This is a genomic window from Pseudomonas koreensis (genome assembly GCF_012986595.1).
GTDB classification, from domain to species: domain Bacteria; phylum Pseudomonadota; class Gammaproteobacteria; order Pseudomonadales; family Pseudomonadaceae; genus Aquipseudomonas; species Aquipseudomonas koreensis.
Window position 1 is genome coordinate 1 of sequence record NZ_JAAQYM010000009.1, and the last position, 16,179, is coordinate 16,179.

At 55.5% G+C, this 16,179-nt stretch carries 12 protein-coding genes, 4 tRNA genes and 1 rRNA gene; all 17 read left to right on the forward strand.

Annotated features, from left to right (window positions below; genetic code table 11):
- Positions 1-81: ribosomal RNA gene (gene rrf, locus HBN98_RS28420) — 5S ribosomal RNA — on the forward strand; the annotation flags it as partial.
- 132 nt (positions 82-213) lie between these two features.
- A complete protein-coding gene (gene birA, locus HBN98_RS25410; RefSeq protein ID WP_064589468.1) occupies positions 214-1,167 on the forward strand; it encodes a bifunctional biotin--[acetyl-CoA-carboxylase] ligase/biotin operon repressor BirA in 954 nt (317 codons plus the stop codon).
- Positions 1,157-1,906, forward strand: a complete 750-nt coding sequence (locus HBN98_RS25415; protein ID WP_083367773.1) for a pantothenate kinase — start codon at positions 1,157-1,159, stop codon at positions 1,904-1,906. Before birA ends, HBN98_RS25415 begins: the two co-directional genes overlap by 11 nt.
- A gap of 7 nt (positions 1,907-1,913) precedes the next feature.
- Entirely contained in the window at positions 1,914-2,351 is a 438-nt protein-coding gene (locus HBN98_RS25420; protein ID WP_083367774.1) for a hypothetical protein, read from the forward strand.
- Between the two features lie 142 nt (positions 2,352-2,493).
- Positions 2,494-2,578: transfer RNA gene (locus tag HBN98_RS25425), tRNA-Tyr, on the forward strand.
- Between the two features lie 23 nt (positions 2,579-2,601).
- Positions 2,602-2,675, forward strand: a tRNA-Gly gene (locus HBN98_RS25430).
- Positions 2,676-2,701: 26 nt separating this feature from the next.
- A tRNA-Thr gene (locus HBN98_RS25435) sits at positions 2,702-2,777 on the forward strand.
- A gap of 84 nt (positions 2,778-2,861) precedes the next feature.
- Positions 2,862-4,055, forward strand: a complete 1,194-nt coding sequence (gene tuf, locus HBN98_RS25440) for an elongation factor Tu (RefSeq protein ID WP_024014521.1) — start codon at positions 2,862-2,864, stop codon at positions 4,053-4,055.
- Between the two features lie 53 nt (positions 4,056-4,108).
- Positions 4,109-4,184: transfer RNA gene (locus HBN98_RS25445), tRNA-Trp, on the forward strand.
- Between the two features lie 45 nt (positions 4,185-4,229).
- Positions 4,230-4,598: a preprotein translocase subunit SecE gene (gene secE / locus HBN98_RS25450; protein ID WP_064589465.1), complete on the forward strand. Its 369-nt coding sequence runs from the start codon at positions 4,230-4,232 to the stop codon at positions 4,596-4,598.
- Positions 4,599-4,607: 9 nt separating this feature from the next.
- The gene (nusG, locus tag HBN98_RS25455) at positions 4,608-5,141 is read left to right on the forward strand and encodes a transcription termination/antitermination protein NusG (RefSeq protein ID WP_064589464.1); all 534 of its coding nucleotides are present in this window, start codon (positions 4,608-4,610) and stop codon (positions 5,139-5,141) included.
- A 117-nt stretch (positions 5,142-5,258) separates the two neighbouring features.
- Positions 5,259-5,690, forward strand: a complete 432-nt coding sequence (rplK, locus tag HBN98_RS25460; RefSeq protein ID WP_003228756.1) for a 50S ribosomal protein L11 — start codon at positions 5,259-5,261, stop codon at positions 5,688-5,690.
- Complete coding sequence (gene rplA / locus HBN98_RS25465; RefSeq protein WP_003228754.1) at positions 5,690-6,385, forward strand: 50S ribosomal protein L1; 696 nt, start codon at positions 5,690-5,692, stop codon at positions 6,383-6,385. The genes rplK and rplA overlap by 1 nt, the downstream gene beginning before the upstream one ends.
- Positions 6,386-6,583: 198 nt before the next feature.
- Entirely contained in the window at positions 6,584-7,084 is a 501-nt protein-coding gene (gene rplJ, locus HBN98_RS25470; protein ID WP_003228752.1) for a 50S ribosomal protein L10, read from the forward strand.
- Positions 7,085-7,158: 74 nt separating this feature from the next.
- Positions 7,159-7,524, forward strand: coding sequence for a 50S ribosomal protein L7/L12 (gene rplL / locus HBN98_RS25475; protein ID WP_007962228.1), 366 nt, complete (start codon positions 7,159-7,161; stop codon positions 7,522-7,524).
- Positions 7,525-7,745: 221 nt separating this feature from the next.
- Positions 7,746-11,819 (forward strand): DNA-directed RNA polymerase subunit beta, encoded by a 4,074-nt coding sequence (gene rpoB, locus HBN98_RS25480; protein WP_064589463.1) that lies wholly within the window; start codon positions 7,746-7,748, stop codon positions 11,817-11,819.
- A gap of 63 nt (positions 11,820-11,882) precedes the next feature.
- Positions 11,883-16,082 carry a DNA-directed RNA polymerase subunit beta' gene (gene rpoC / locus HBN98_RS25485; protein ID WP_083367775.1) on the forward strand — a complete coding sequence of 1,400 codons (4,200 nt, stop codon included), beginning with the start codon at positions 11,883-11,885 and terminating at the stop codon, positions 16,080-16,082.
- Positions 16,083-16,179: the final 97 nt, after the last annotated feature.

The window sequence follows — 16,179 nt, forward strand, 5'->3', positions numbered from 1 at the left end:
CATCCCGAACTCAGAAGTGAAACGATGCATCGCCGATGGTAGTGTGGGGTTTCCCCATGTGAGAGTAGGTCATCGTCAAGATTAAATTCCGAAACCCCAATTGCGAAAGCAGTTGGGGTTTTGTTTTGCCCGCGGGAAAGTGGTTTGCTTGATTTCTATGCAATCGCCCGGCTCATGGCTATTATTCGGGCCTCATTGTGAGGCGAGACCTGCATGCTGACGTTGTTGAATCTCTTGAAGGATGGTCGATTCCATTCTGGCCAGGCTCTGGGGCTTGCCCTGGGTATCAGTCGAAGTGCTGTATGGAAGCAGCTTCAGCATCTTGAGGCTGAGCTCGGGTTGTCCATTAATAAGGTCCGGGGCCGAGGCTATCAACTGGCTGCGCCCTTGACGCTGCTAGATCCTCTCAGTATCGGCGCTCTGGCCTCGGTTTGGCCGATGACGGTCTTTGATTCCATTGACTCCACTAATGCAGAGGCGTTGCGCGCGATCAATCAGGGTCGAGCGGCACCGTTCCTGATATTGGCAGAGCGACAAATTTCCGGTCGAGGGCGCAGGGGGCGCAAGTGGGTAAGCCCCTTTGCAGAAAATCTCTACTACAGCCTGGTTCTGCGTATTGATGGTGGCATGCGCCAGCTTGAGGGGCTGAGTCTTGTGGTTGGTCTGGCGGTCATGCATGCCCTGCGAAAGCTGGGAGTGTCAGGCGCTGGATTGAAGTGGCCCAACGACGTATTGGTCGGAAACAAGAAAATTGCCGGTATTCTTCTGGAGCTCGTGGGGGATCCTGCTGATGTTTGTCACGTGGTGCTGGGTATAGGCGTTAACGTGAACATGCAGGTTGCTGACGAGGTCGATCAGCAATGGACTTCCATTCGGCTCGAGACGGGTAAAGGCTGCGATCGCAACGTATTGGTAGCGGAACTAAGCGAGCAGTTGCGCAGCTACATCCAGCGCCATCAGGTCGATGGCTTTTCGGCGCTCCAGGAGGAGTGGGAAAAGGATCATATGTGGCAAGGTCGGCCGGTTTCGTTGATTGCCGGCGCTAATCATATAGAGGGCGTAGTGCTCGGTATCGATGGACAGGGTGCGCTGCGCTTGAAGGTGGATGGCGTGGAGAAAGTATTTAGTGGCGGTGAGCTGAGCCTGAGGTTGCGTGATGATTCTTGAGCTCGACTGCGGGAACAGCTTTATCAAATGGCGGGTTTTGAACACGGCAGCCGGAGGGCTTTTCGCGGAGGGGGTTGTTGACTCTGATCAGTCTCTGGTGGATAGCCTTCTTGCGTTTGATGGTCTTTCGCTACGAAATTGCCGCTTGGTCAGTGTCAGGACTGGTGAAGAAACTGCGGCATTGACGCAAATTCTCGAACAGACGTTCGGCGTATCGGTGGTGTGTGCCAGGCCAGCAAGTGAAATGTCTGGCGTGCGGAATGGCTATGACGACTATGAGCGTTTAGGTCTTGATCGTTGGCTGGCAATGTTGGGTGGTTTTAACTTGGCCGCGGGCGCATGCCTGATTCTGGATTTCGGCACTGCCGTAACGGCGGACTTTATCGATGCCAATGGGGAGCACCTGGGAGGGTTCATCTGTCCGGGGCTGCCATTGATGCGTAATCAATTGCGTACGCACACTCGCAATATCCGATACGGAGATTTGGCGGCCGAGCGGGCTCTGACGAGTTATGCCCCGGGGCGCAGTACTGTTGAGGCAGTGGAGCGTGGGTGTTCGTTGATGTTGAGAGGTTTTGTCCTGACCCAGATGGAATTGGCTCGTTCCTATTGGGGAGAGGGCTTTACCGTGTTCATTACAGGCGGCGATTCCGGGTTGGTTGCAGATGTCGTTCCTGATGCCCGTATCGTCCCTGATCTGGTTTTTGTGGGTTTGGCCATGGCGTGTCCTTTATCTTGAGGTTTGTATGCGTTGGTTGTTCCTGCTGCTTGTTGTTCTCAATGTGTTCTATTACGTCTGGCATCAGCAGGAAGCGCCCTTGCGTGCAAAAGATGTCACGCCTCTCAGCATGTACCGTGGATCTCAGCAAGACATTCGCCTGCTGAGTGAGGCCAGTGGCGATCCTCGAGAAGGGCGGGGAGCTCAACGCCCGGGGCAGGATTGTCTGTTCTTGGGTGGTCTTACTCGAGAGGAGAGTGTTTCTGTGTTGCAGCAGCGGCTGTTGGCCATGAATGTGAGGGCTCAAGCACAGCAAAAGGATCTTCCAGAGTCCGGTTACTGGTTGCGCATTTCGCCCGAAAGCCAGCGTTTATTGGGGGATGTGCAGTTGCAGAACCTTTCCAACGAATTCAATGAGTTAAAACATAAAATAATGCTGTGTGAAGGGGTTGCACCGTTGGAATAGTTTGCATAGAATGGCGCCCGCTCCACAGCGAACACCTAAACAGGTTGTCAAAGCGGAGCGGTGTCAACGCAGCTAACCTCAGGTTTTTAATGAGAAAATGCTTGACAGAAGGTCGGCATAGTATAGAATGCCGGCTCGCTTAGGAGGGGTTCCCGAGCGGCCAAAGGGATCAGACTGTAAATCTGACGTCTACGACTTCGAAGGTTCGAATCCTTCCCCCTCCACCATTTTAGCGTGAGCTGCAAGCTCCGCGGGTATAGTTTAGTGGTAGAACCTCAGCCTTCCAAGCTGATGATGCGGGTTCGATTCCCGCTACCCGCTCCAAGTTCGCAGGTTGTGCAAAGTTTTACGCTCTTGTAGCTCAGTTGGTAGAGCACACCCTTGGTAAGGGTGAGGTCAGCGGTTCAAATCCGCTCAAGAGCTCCATATAACAAGGCAGATATGAAAATATCTGCCTTTGTTTTAATGGTAGATATTGTTCGTCTAATTCTTCTGTTGAGGGTGTTATCGATGGCTAAGGAAAAATTTGATCGTTCCCTGCCCCACGTCAACGTAGGGACCATTGGTCACGTTGACCACGGTAAAACCACTCTGACCGCTGCTCTGACTCGCGTCTGCTCCGAAGTTTTCGGTTCGGCCGTAGTTGAATTCGACAAGATCGACAGCGCTCCAGAAGAAAAAGCTCGCGGTATCACCATCAACACCGCTCACGTTGAGTACAACTCGACTATTCGTCACTACGCTCACGTTGACTGCCCAGGTCACGCTGACTATGTGAAGAACATGATCACCGGTGCTGCCCAGATGGACGGCGCGATCCTGGTTTGCTCGGCCGCTGATGGTCCGATGCCACAAACCCGTGAGCACATCCTGCTGTCCCGTCAGGTTGGCGTTCCGTACATCGTGGTTTTCCTGAACAAGGCTGACCTGGTAGACGACGCAGAGCTGCTGGAACTGGTTGAGATGGAAGTTCGCGACCTGCTGTCCACCTATGACTTCCCAGGCGACGACACTCCGATCATCATCGGTTCGGCTCGTATGGCGCTGGAAGGCAAAGACGACAACGAAATGGGCACCACTGCCGTTCGTAAACTGGTTGAGACTCTGGATACCTACATCCCAGAACCAGTTCGTATGATCGACAAGCCGTTCCTGATGCCAATCGAAGACGTATTCTCGATCTCGGGTCGCGGTACTGTTGTGACTGGTCGTATCGAGCGCGGTATCGTTCGCGTTCAAGATGCACTGGAAATCGTTGGTCTGCGCGACACCACTACCACCACCTGCACCGGTGTTGAAATGTTCCGCAAACTGCTCGACGAAGGTCGTGCTGGCGAGAACTGCGGCGTTCTGCTGCGTGGTACCAAGCGTGACGACGTTGAGCGTGGTCAGGTTCTGGTTAAGCCGGGTTCGGTTAAGCCGCACACCAAGTTCACCGCAGAAGTTTACGTTCTGAGCAAGGAAGAAGGCGGTCGTCACACTCCGTTCTTCAAAGGCTACCGTCCACAGTTCTACTTCCGTACTACTGACGTGACTGGTAACTGCGAGCTGCCAGAAGGCGTTGAAATGGTAATGCCAGGTGACAACATTCAGATGACTGTTACCCTGATCAAAACCATCGCGATGGAAGACGGTCTGCGTTTCGCTATCCGTGAAGGCGGTCGTACCGTCGGCGCTGGCGTCGTAGCCAAAATCATCGAATAATCGGTTGTAATGTATTTTTCAGGCCGGCATAATGGTCGGCCTGATTTTGTTTTAGGTCAGTAGCTCAATTGGCAGAGCGACGGTCTCCAAAACCGTAGGTTGGGGGTTCGATTCCCTCCTGACCTGCCAGATTCACTCGGTGTGTCTGGCTTTCTTTTCACAGGATCTTCATAGATGACTCCTAAAGCTGAAGCTCAAGGCTCTCGCTTCGATCTGCTCAAGTGGCTTGTAGTAGTCGCTTTGGTGGTTGTTGGCGTTGTTGGCAATCAGTATTACGCTGCTTCGCCGATCCTGTACCGTGTACTTGCTTTGCTTGTCATTGCTGCTGTAGCTGCCTTTGTAGGCCTGCAAACAGCGAAGGGCAAGTCTTTCTTTGTACTGGTTAAGGAAGCTCGCACCGAGATTCGTAAAGTCGTATGGCCAACTCGCCAAGAAACCACGCAGACCACGTTGATTGTTGTGGCTGTTGTTCTGGTTATGGCGTTGCTGTTGTGGGGTCTTGATTCCCTGCTCGGCTGGCTTGTTTCCTTGATTGTCGGCTAAGGGTGTCCCGTGGCTAAGCGTTGGTACGTTGTGCATGCTTACTCGGGTTACGAGAAGCATGTCATGCGCTCGCTGATTGAGCGCGTAAAGCTGGCTGGCATGGAAGATGGCTTCGGCGAAATTCTGGTTCCCACTGAAGAAGTGGTTGAAATGCGTAATGGCCAGAAACGCAAAAGCGAGCGCAAGTTCTTCCCAGGTTATGTGCTGGTACAGATGGATATGAACGAGGGTACTTGGCACTTGGTCAAGGATACTCCTCGGGTGATGGGCTTTATTGGCGGTACCGCCGACAAGCCTGCGCCAATCACCGATAAAGAGGCGGAAGCTATTCTGCGTCGTGTTGCTGATGGCAGCGACAAGCCGAAGCCGAAGACTCTGTTTGAGCCGGGTGAGATGGTTCGTGTTAATGACGGCCCATTCGCTGACTTTACCGGTACTGTCGAAGAAGTTAATTACGAAAAGAGTCGTGTCCAGGTGGCAGTTCTCATTTTCGGTCGCTCTACTCCGGTGGAGCTGGAGTTCAGTCAGGTCGAGAAGGTCTAACTGAGCAAGCATCCCAACCCCGCAGCCCTAGGCTGTGGGGTTTTGTCGTCACTGGGATAAACGCGCAAGTAACCGGGGAGCCTTTCGAGGCGTTCGAACCCGTAATTGGAGTGCCTCATGGCCAAGAAGATTACCGCTTACATCAAGCTGCAAGTGAAGGCCGCTCAGGCTAACCCAAGCCCACCTGTTGGTCCTGCTCTGGGTCAGCACGGCGTGAACATCATGGAATTCTGCAAGGCCTTCAACGCCCGTACTCAGGGTCTTGAAGCAGGTCTGCCGACTCCAGTGATCATCACTGTCTACAGCGACCGTAGCTTCACTTTCGAAACCAAATCCACCCCTGCTTCGGTTCTGCTGAAGAAGGCGGCCGGTCTGACCAGCGGTTCCGCTCGTCCGAACACCGTTAAGGTTGGCACTGTTACCCGTGCTCAGCTGGAAGAAATCGCGAAAACCAAAAACGCGGATCTGACTGCAGCTGATATGGATGCAGCCGTGCGTACTATCGCCGGTTCTGCTCGTAGCATGGGCCTTAACGTGGAGGGTGTGTAATGGCTAAGCTGACCAAGCGTCAAAAGGCTATCGCCGGCAAAATCGAAGCAGGCAAGGCCTACAACATTGTAGACGCCGCTGCTTTGCTGGCCGAGCTGTCGACTGTCAAGTTCAGCGAGTCGTTTGACGTTGCTGTAAACCTGGGCGTAGACCCGCGTAAATCCGACCAGGTCGTTCGTAGCGCTACTGTGCTGCCACACGGCACTGGCAAGACCGTTCGCGTTGCTGTCTTCACCCAGGGTCCAGCTGCTGAAGCCGCTCTGGCTGCCGGCGCTGACCGTGTAGGTATGGACGACCTGGCTGCCGAAATGAAAGGCGGCGACCTGAACTATGACGTAGTCATCGCATCCCCGGATGCCATGCGCGTTGTAGGTCAGCTGGGTCAGATCCTCGGTCCACGTGGCCTGATGCCTAACCCGAAAGTCGGCACCGTTACTCCAGACGTAGCCACCGCGGTTAAAAACGCCAAGGCTGGTCAGGTTCGTTATCGCACCGACAAAAATGGCATCATCCACACTTCCGTTGGCAAGATCGGCTTCGATGCCGTCAAGCTGAAGGAAAACGTTGAAGCCCTGATCGCTGATCTGAAGCGTATCAAGCCAGCTTCCTCGAAAGGTATCTACGTCAAGCGCGTTACCCTGAGCACCACTATGGGCCCAGGTCTGGTTATCGACCAGAGCTCGCTGGACGCGTAAGACAAAGGTTGGCGCGATTATTCGCGCCAATTGAAAGATTGGGGTCCCTGCCTGGCGGGGGCTATCCAAGACCGTAGGCGGCGCGAGCCTTAAACCACAAGCCTACGCAGATGGTGCTCCCGGTTCCTTACCGAATCAGACACCAAAACGACATTCGGTTTCGACCGAGTGAAACGGTAACAAGCAGGAGTTAAACCCGTGGCAATTAATCTCGAAGACAAGAAGGCCATCGTCGCTGAAGTCAACGAGGCTGCCAAAGTCGCTCTGTCCGCTGTCGTGGTTGATGCCCGTGGCGTAACAGTAGGCGCAATGACCGGACTCCGTAAAGAGGCTCGTGAAGCTGGCGTTTACGTACGTGTTGTACGTAACACCCTGCTCAAGCGCGCTGTTGCTGACACTGAATACAGTGTTCTCAACGACGTGTTCACCGGCCCGACCCTGATTGCATTCTCGAACGAACATCCGGGCGCTGCTGCCCGTATCTTCAAAGAGTTTGCCAAGGGTCAGGACAAGTTCGAGATCAAGGCAGCTGCGTTCGAGGGCAAGTTCCTCGCAGCTAATCAGATCGACGTACTGGCAACTCTGCCGACCCGTGACGAAGCAATTTCTCAGCTGATGAGCGTGATTCAAGGCGCTACCAGCAAATTGGCTCGTACTCTGGCGGCAATTCGCGACCAGAAAGAAGCTGCTGCAGCCTAAGGCTCGTCAACTTCTCGCGTTTTTTGTTTATTTCGATGGTCGCGTAGGCCGTCCCCCAATTCAGGAATTGAGTCATGTCTCTGACTAACGAACAAATCATCGAAGCAATCGGCCAGAAATCCGTAGTGGAAATCGTTGAGCTGATCAAAGCGATGGAAGAAACCTTCGGTGTTACCGCTGCTGCCGCTTCGGCTGGCCCAGCTGTAGCTGCTGCTGCTGTTGAAGAGCAAACCGAGTTCAACGTTGTTCTGCTGGAAGCTGGCGAGAAGAAGGTTAACGTGATCAAGGCAGTTCGTGAACTGACCGGTCTGGGCCTGAAAGAAGCCAAAGAGAAAGTAGACGGCGCTCCTCAGGTTGTAGCTGAAGGCGTTTCGAAAGAAGCTGCTGAAGACGCTAAGAAGAAGCTGGAAGAAGCAGGCGCTAAAGTCGAACTGAAATAAGTATCGACTTTGCTCCTCCAGCCCGAGCGTCAAGCGACAGGCTGATGGCTGGTGGCTCTTGCCACCGGCCTTTTTCCGTTATTGGCAGCCGACTGGGTCGGTGCTGATAAAGGCGCTGTAACCACCCGATGCGGTGGCGCAAACCATGGGGTTTGCACGATTTTCTGGCTGCTCCCGTCGGGAGGGGCCAAACAAGCAGGTGACCAAGCTGGGGAACGCTGATGGCTTACTCATATACTGAGAAAAAACGTATCCGCAAGGACTTTAGCAAGTTGCCGGACGTCATGGATGTGCCGTACCTCCTGGCCATCCAGCTGGATTCGTATCGTGAATTCTTGCAAGCGGGAGCGACTAAAGATCAGTTCCGCGACGTGGGCCTGCATGCGGCCTTCAAATCCGTTTTCCCGATCATCAGCTACTCCGGCAATGCTGCGCTGGAGTACGTCGGTTATCGCCTGGGCGAACCGGCATTTGATGTCAAAGAATGCGTATTGCGCGGTGTAACTTTCGCCGTACCTTTGCGGGTAAAAGTGCGCCTGATCATTTTCGACAAAGAATCGTCGAACAAAGCGATCAAGGACATCAAAGAGCAAGAAGTCTACATGGGCGAAATCCCATTGATGACTGAGAACGGTACCTTCGTAATCAACGGTACCGAGCGTGTAATCGTTTCCCAGCTGCACCGTTCCCCGGGCGTGTTCTTCGACCACGACCGCGGCAAGACGCATAGCTCCGGCAAACTGCTGTACTCCGCGCGCATCATTCCTTACCGCGGTTCGTGGCTGGACTTCGAGTTCGACCCGAAAGACTGCGTATTCGTGCGTATCGACCGTCGTCGCAAGCTGCCGGCCTCGGTACTGCTGCGCGCGCTCGGTTACACTACTGAAGAAGTGCTTGACGCGTTCTACACCACCAACGTTTTCCACCTGAGCGGCGAAACCCTCAGCCTGGAACTGGTGCCTTCGCGCCTGCGTGGTGAAATTGCAGTTCTGGATATCCAGGACGACAAAGGCAAGGTCATCGTTGAAGCTGGTCGCCGTATTACCGCGCGCCACATCAACCAGATCGAAAAAGCCGGTATCAAGACCCTGGAAGTGCCGCTGGACTACGTCCTGGGTCGCACCACCGCCAAGGTCATCGTGCATCCGGCCACCGGCGAAATCCTGGCAGAGTGCAACACCGAGCTGTCGACCGAAGTCCTGGCGAAAATCGCCAAGGCTGGCGTTGTTCGTATCGAAACCCTGTACACCAACGATATCGACTGCGGTCCGTTCGTCTCCGATACGCTGAAGATCGACTCCACCAGCAACCAATTGGAAGCGCTGGTCGAGATCTATCGCATGATGCGTCCAGGCGAGCCGCCAACCAAAGACGCTGCCGAAACCCTGTTCAACAACCTGTTCTTCAGCCCTGAGCGCTATGACCTGTCTGCGGTCGGCCGGATGAAGTTCAACCGTCGTATCGGTCGTACCGAGATCGAAGGTTCAGGCGTGCTGTGCAAGGAAGACATCGTCGCGGTACTGAAGACTCTGGTCGACATCCGTAATGGTAAAGGCATCGTCGATGACATCGACCACCTGGGTAACCGTCGTGTTCGCTGCGTAGGCGAGATGGCCGAGAACCAGTTCCGCGTTGGCCTGGTACGTGTTGAGCGTGCGGTCAAAGAGCGTCTGTCGATGGCTGAAAGCGAAGGCCTGATGCCGCAAGACCTGATCAACGCCAAGCCAGTGGCTGCGGCGGTGAAAGAGTTCTTCGGTTCCAGCCAGCTCTCGCAGTTCATGGACCAGAACAACCCGCTGTCCGAGATTACCCACAAGCGTCGTGTGTCTGCACTCGGCCCTGGTGGTCTGACTCGTGAGCGCGCAGGCTTTGAAGTCCGTGACGTACACCCGACTCACTACGGTCGTGTATGCCCGATTGAAACGCCGGAAGGTCCGAACATCGGTCTGATCAACTCCCTGGCTGCTTACGCTCGCACCAACCAGTACGGCTTCCTGGAAAGTCCGTACCGCGTTGTGAAAGAGGGTGTGGTCACCGACGAGATCGTGTTCCTGTCCGCCATTGAAGAAGCCGATCACGTGATCGCGCAGGCTTCGGCGACCATGAACGACCAGAAAGTCCTGATCGACGAACTGGTAGCCGTACGTCACCTGAACGAATTCACCGTCAAGGCGCCTGAAGAAGTCACCTTGATGGACGTTTCGCCGAAGCAGGTAGTTTCGGTTGCAGCGTCGCTGATTCCGTTCCTCGAGCACGACGACGCCAACCGTGCGTTGATGGGTTCGAACATGCAGCGTCAAGCTGTACCAACCCTGCGCGCTGACAAGCCGCTGGTAGGTACCGGCATGGAGCGTAACGTGGCTCGCGACTCCGGCGTTTGCGTCGTGGCTCGTCGTGGCGGCGTGATCGACTCCGTTGATGCCAGCCGTATCGTGGTTCGTGTTGCTGATGACGAAGTTGAACCCGGCGAAGCGGGTGTCGACATCTACAACCTGACCAAGTACACCCGCTCGAACCAGAACACCTGCATCAACCAGCGTCCGCTGGTGAGCAAGGGTGATCGCGTTCAGCGTAGCGACATCATGGCCGACGGCCCGTCCACCGACATGGGTGAACTGGCGCTGGGTCAGAACATGCGCATCGCGTTCATGGCATGGAACGGCTTCAACTTCGAAGACTCCATCTGCCTGTCCGAGCGTGTGGTTCAGGAAGACCGTTTCACTACGATCCACATTCAGGAACTGACCTGTGTGGCCCGTGACACCAAGCTTGGCCCAGAGGAAATCACTGCGGACATCCCTAACGTGGGTGAAGCTGCACTGAACAAGCTGGACGAAGCCGGTATCGTTTACGTAGGTGCTGAAGTAGGCGCAGGCGACATCCTGGTGGGTAAGGTCACTCCGAAAGGCGAGACCCAACTGACTCCGGAAGAAAAACTGCTGCGTGCGATCTTCGGTGAAAAAGCCAGCGACGTTAAAGACACCTCCCTGCGCGTGCCAACCGGCACCAAAGGTACTGTCATCGACGTACAGGTCTTCACCCGCGACGGCGTTGAGCGTGACGCTCGTGCTCTGTCGATCGAGAAGTCCCAGCTGGACGAGATCCGCAAGGATCTGAACGAAGAGTTCCGTATCGTTGAAGGCGCGACCTTCGAACGTCTGCGCTCCGCTCTGGTAGGCCACAAGGCTGAAGGCGGCGCCGGTCTGAAGAAAGGTCAGGACATCACCGACGAAGTTCTCGACGGTCTTGAGCATGGTCAGTGGTTCAAACTGCGCATGGCTGAAGATGCTCTGAACGAGCAGCTCGAGAAGGCTCAGGCTTACATCGTTGATCGTCGCCGTCTGCTGGACGACAAGTTCGAAGACAAGAAGCGCAAACTGCAGCAGGGCGATGACCTGGCTCCAGGCGTGCTGAAAATCGTCAAGGTTTACCTGGCAATCCGTCGTCGCATCCAGCCGGGCGACAAGATGGCCGGTCGTCACGGTAACAAAGGTGTGGTCTCCGTGATCATGCCGGTTGAAGACATGCCGCACGATGCCAATGGCACCCCGGTCGATGTTGTCCTCAACCCGCTGGGCGTACCTTCGCGTATGAACGTTGGTCAGATCCTTGAAACCCACCTGGGCCTCGCGGCCAAGGGTCTGGGCGAGAAGATCAACCGGATGGTCGAAGAGCAGCGTAAAGTCGCTGAACTGCGCACCTTCCTGGACGAGATCTACAACCAGATCGGCGGTCGTAACGAAGATCTGGACAGCTTCTCCGATCAGGAAATCCTGGATCTGGCGAAGAACCTGCGTGGCGGTGTTCCAATGGCCACCCCAGTGTTCGACGGTGCCAAGGAAAGCGAAATCAAGGCCATGCTGAAACTGGCAGACCTGCCGGAAAGCGGCCAGATGCAGCTGACTGACGGCCGTACCGGCAACAAGTTCGAGCGTCCAGTTACCGTTGGCTACATGTACATGCTGAAGCTGAACCACTTGGTAGACGACAAGATGCACGCGCGTTCTACCGGTTCGTACAGCCTGGTTACCCAGCAGCCGCTGGGTGGTAAGGCGCAGTTCGGTGGTCAGCGTTTCGGGGAGATGGAGGTCTGGGCACTGGAAGCATACGGTGCTGCTTACACTCTGCAAGAAATGCTCACAGTGAAGTCGGACGATGTGAACGGCCGTACCAAGATGTACAAAAACATCGTGGATGGCGATCACCGTATGGAGCCGGGCATGCCCGAGTCTTTCAACGTGTTGATCAAGGAAATTCGTTCCCTCGGCATCGATATCGATCTGGAAACCGAATAACACGTGACGCGATCGAGAGCGGGGCAGGATTGCCCGCTCTCTGCTCCGCCAGGAGGAAAGGCCTTGAAAGACCTACTGAATTTGCTGAAAAACCAGGGTCAAGTCGAAGAGTTCGACGCCATCCGTATCGGATTGGCCTCGCCTGAGATGATCCGCTCGTGGTCGTTCGGTGAAGTTAAAAAGCCGGAAACCATCAACTACCGTACGTTCAAACCTGAGCGTGACGGTCTGTTCTGCGCCAAGATCTTTGGCCCGGTAAAGGATTACGAGTGCCTGTGCGGTAAGTACAAGCGCTTGAAGCACCGTGGTGTGATCTGCGAGAAGTGCGGCGTTGAAGTTGCACTGGCCAAGGTTCGTCGTGAGCGCATGGCGCACATCGAACTGGCTTCGCCGGTTGCCCACATCTGGTTCCTGAAATCGCTGCCGTCCCGTATCGGCCTGCTGATGGACATGACCCTGCGTGATATCGAACGCGTTCTCTATTTCGAGAGCTATGTCGTTATCGATCCAGGCATGACCACCCTTGAAAAAGGTCAGCTGCTGAACGACGAGCAGTACTTCGAAGCACTGGAAGAGTTCGGTGACGACTTCGACGCCCGCATGGGTGCTGAAGCTGTCCGTGAACTGCTGCACGCTATCGACCTGGAGCACGAGATTGGCCGTCTGCGCGAAGAAATTCCGCAAACCAACTCCGAAACCAAGATCAAGAAGCTGTCCAAGCGTCTGAAGTTGATGGAAGCCTTCCAGGGCTCCGGCAACCTGCCAGAGTGGATGGTGCTGACCGTTCTGCCGGTTCTGCCGCCAGATCTGCGTCCACTGGTCCCGCTGGACGGCGGTCGTTTCGCGACTTCCGACCTCAACGATCTGTATCGTCGGGTGATCAACCGTAACAACCGTTTGAAGCGCCTGCTGGATCTGTCCGCTCCGGACATCATCGTGCGCAACGAAAAGCGTATGTTGCAGGAAGCGGTCGATGCACTGCTCGACAACGGTCGTCGTGGCCGCGCTATCACTGGTTCGAACAAGCGTCCTCTGAAATCCCTGGCTGACATGATCAAGGGTAAGCAGGGTCGTTTCCGTCAGAACTTGCTCGGTAAGCGTGTTGACTACTCCGGTCGTTCGGTAATTACCGTAGGCCCGACCCTGCGTCTGCATCAGTGCGGTCTGCCGAAAAAGATGGCTCTCGAGCTGTTCAAACCGTTCATTTTCGGCAAGCTGGAAATGCGTGGTCTGGCGACCACCATCAAAGCGGCCAAGAAAATGGTCGAGCGCGAACTGCCAGAGGTTTGGGACGTTCTCGCTGAAGTGATTCGCGAACACCCGGTTCTTCTCAACCGTGCACCGACCCTTCACCGTCTGGGTATCCAGGCGTTTGAACCGGTACTGATCGAAGGTAAGGCTATTCAGCTGCACCCGCTGGTCTGCGCCGCGTACAACGCCGACTTCGACGGCGACCAAATGGCCGTGCACGTACCGCTGACGCTGGAAGCCCAGCTCGAAGCGCGTGCGTTGATGATGTCGACCAACAACATTCTGTCGCCAGCCAACGGTGAGCCAATCATCGTTCCGTCGCAGGACGTTGTATTGGGTCTGTACTACATGACCCGTGAAGCGATCAACGCCAAAGGCGAAGGTCGTGTATTCGCGGATCTGCAGGAAGTTGACCGTGTGTTCCGTGCCGGCGAAGCCGCACTGCACGCCAAGGTTAAAGTACGTATCAACGAAACCGTCAACGACCGTGACGGCAACAGCGTGAGCGGTACCCGTATCGTCGACACCACCGTCGGCCGTGCGCTGCTGTTCCAGGTTGTGCCAAAGGGTCTGTCGTACGACGTCGTCAACCTGCCGATGAAGAAAAAGGCGATCTCCAAGCTGATCAACCAGTGCTACCGCGTGGTTGGTCTGAAAGAGACCGTGATCTTCGCTGACCAGTTGATGTACACCGGTTTCGCTTACTCGACCATCTCCGGCGTTTCCATCGGTGTTAACGACTTCGTTATCCCGGACGAAAAAGCCCGCATCATCGGTGCAGCCACCGACGAAGTGAAAGAGATCGAGAGCCAGTACGCCTCCGGCCTGGTAACCCAGGGCGAGAAGTACAACAAAGTGATCGACCTTTGGTCGAAAGCGAACGACGAAGTTTCCAAGGCGATGATGGCCAACCTCTCGAAAGAGAAAGTCATCGACCGTCACGGCAACGAAGTCGACCAAGAGTCTTTCAACTCGATGTACATGATGGCCGACTCGGGTGCGCGGGGTTCCGCAGCACAGATTCGTCAGCTGGCCGGTATGCGTGGTCTGATGGCCAAGCCGGACGGTTCCATCATTGAAACGCCGATTACTGCGAACTTCCGTGAAGGTCTGAGCGTACTCCAGTACTTCATCTCGACTCACGGTGCTCGTAAAGGTCTGGCGGATACCGCGTTGAAAACTGCGAACTCCGGTTACCTGACTCGTCGTCTGGTAGACGTGGCGCAGGATCTGGTTGTAACCGAGATCGATTGCGGCACCGAACACGGTCTGTTGATGACTCCGCACATTGAAGGCGGTGACGTTGTAGAGCCGTTGGGTGAGCGCGTATTGGGTCGTGTTATTGCCCGTGACGTATTCAAGCCAGGCACCGAGGACGTCATCGTTCCTGCAGGTACTCTGGTAGACGAGAAGTGGGTCGAGTTCATCGAGCTGAACAGCATCGACGAAGTGATCGTGCGTTCGCCGATCAGCTGCGAAACCCGCTACGGCATTTGCGCCAAGTGCTACGGCCGTGACTTGGCTCGTGGTCACCAGGTGAACATCGGTGAAGCGGTCGGCGTTATCGCTGCCCAGTCCATCGGTGAGCCGGGTACCCAGCTGACGATGCGTACGTTCCACATCGGTGGTGCGGCAAGCCGTACTTCCGCAGCCGACAGCGTTCAGGTGAAGAATGGCGGTACCGTCCGTCTGCACAACCTGAAGCACGTTGAGCGTGTGGATGGCCACCTGGTTGCTGTGTCCCGTTCCGGTGAGCTGGCAATCGCTGATGACTTCGGTCGTGAGCGTGAGCGTTACAAGCTGCCGTACGGTGCCGTGATTTCGGTTAAAGAAGGTGACAAGGTCGACGCTGGCGCAATCGTGGCCAAGTGGGATCCGCACACTCACCCGATCGTTACCGAAATGAAAGGTACCGTGACCTACGTGGGCATGGAAGAAGGCATCACGATCAAGCGTCAGACTGACGAATTGACCGGTATGACCAACATTGAAGTACTCGACGCGAAAGATCGTCCAGCTGCCGGCAAGGAAATTCGTCCTGCAGTGAAGATGGTCGACGACAACGGCAAGGATCTGTTGCTGCCAGGCACTGACGTTATCGCTCAGTACTTCCTGCCAGCCAACGCCCTGGTCGGTGTTGCGGACGGTGCGAAGATTGCGATCGGTGATGTTATCGCTCGTATCCCGCAAGAAACTTCGAAGACTCGTGACATCACCGGTGGTCTGCCGCGTGTTGCTGACTTGTTCGAAGCTCGTCGTCCGAAAGAAGCGTCGATTCTGGCTGAAGTCAGCGGCACCATCGCGTTCGGTAAAGAGACCAAGGGCAAGCGCCGTCTGGTTATCACCCCGAACGACGGTAGCGATCCGTACGAAGAGCTGATTCCGAAGTGGCGTCACCTGAACGTGTTCGAAGGCGAGCAGGTAAACCGCGGCGAAGTTATCTCCGACGGTCCAAGCGATCCGCACGACATCCTGCGTCTGCTGGGTGTGAGCGCGCTGGCCAAGTACATCGTGAACGAGATCCAGGACGTTTATCGTCTGCAAGGCGTGAAGATCAACGACAAGCACATCGAGACCATCCTGCGTCAGATGCTGCGTAAAGTTGAGATCTCCGAGTCCGGCGATTCCAGCTTCATCAAGGGCGACCAGATGGAACTGACTCACGTACTGGTAGAGAACGAGCGTCTGGGCGCGGAAGACAAGTTTGTCTCCAAGTTCACTCGCGTTCTGCTGGGTATCACCAAGGCGTCGTTGTCCACCGAATCGTTCATCTCGGCGGCTTCCTTCCAGGAAACCACCCGCGTACTGACCGAAGCGGCAGTCACCGGCAAGCGCGATTACCTGCGCGGCCTGAAAGAAAACGTGGTCGTGGGTCGTCTGATCCCGGCCGGTACCGGTCTGGCTTATCACAGCGAGCGCAAGCGTCGCCGTGATGCTGACAAACCGTTGCGCGTAAGCGCCAGTGAAGTGGAAGCTGCACTGACCGAAGCGCTGAACTCGAGCGGTAACTGAGTTCTGCGGTAAATGAGCTGAGGCCCTGATCGCTCCGTTCGTCGAATCGAGACAAATTGTCAAGGTTCGACGGGCGGGGAGGTCGGGGCCTTGCCTT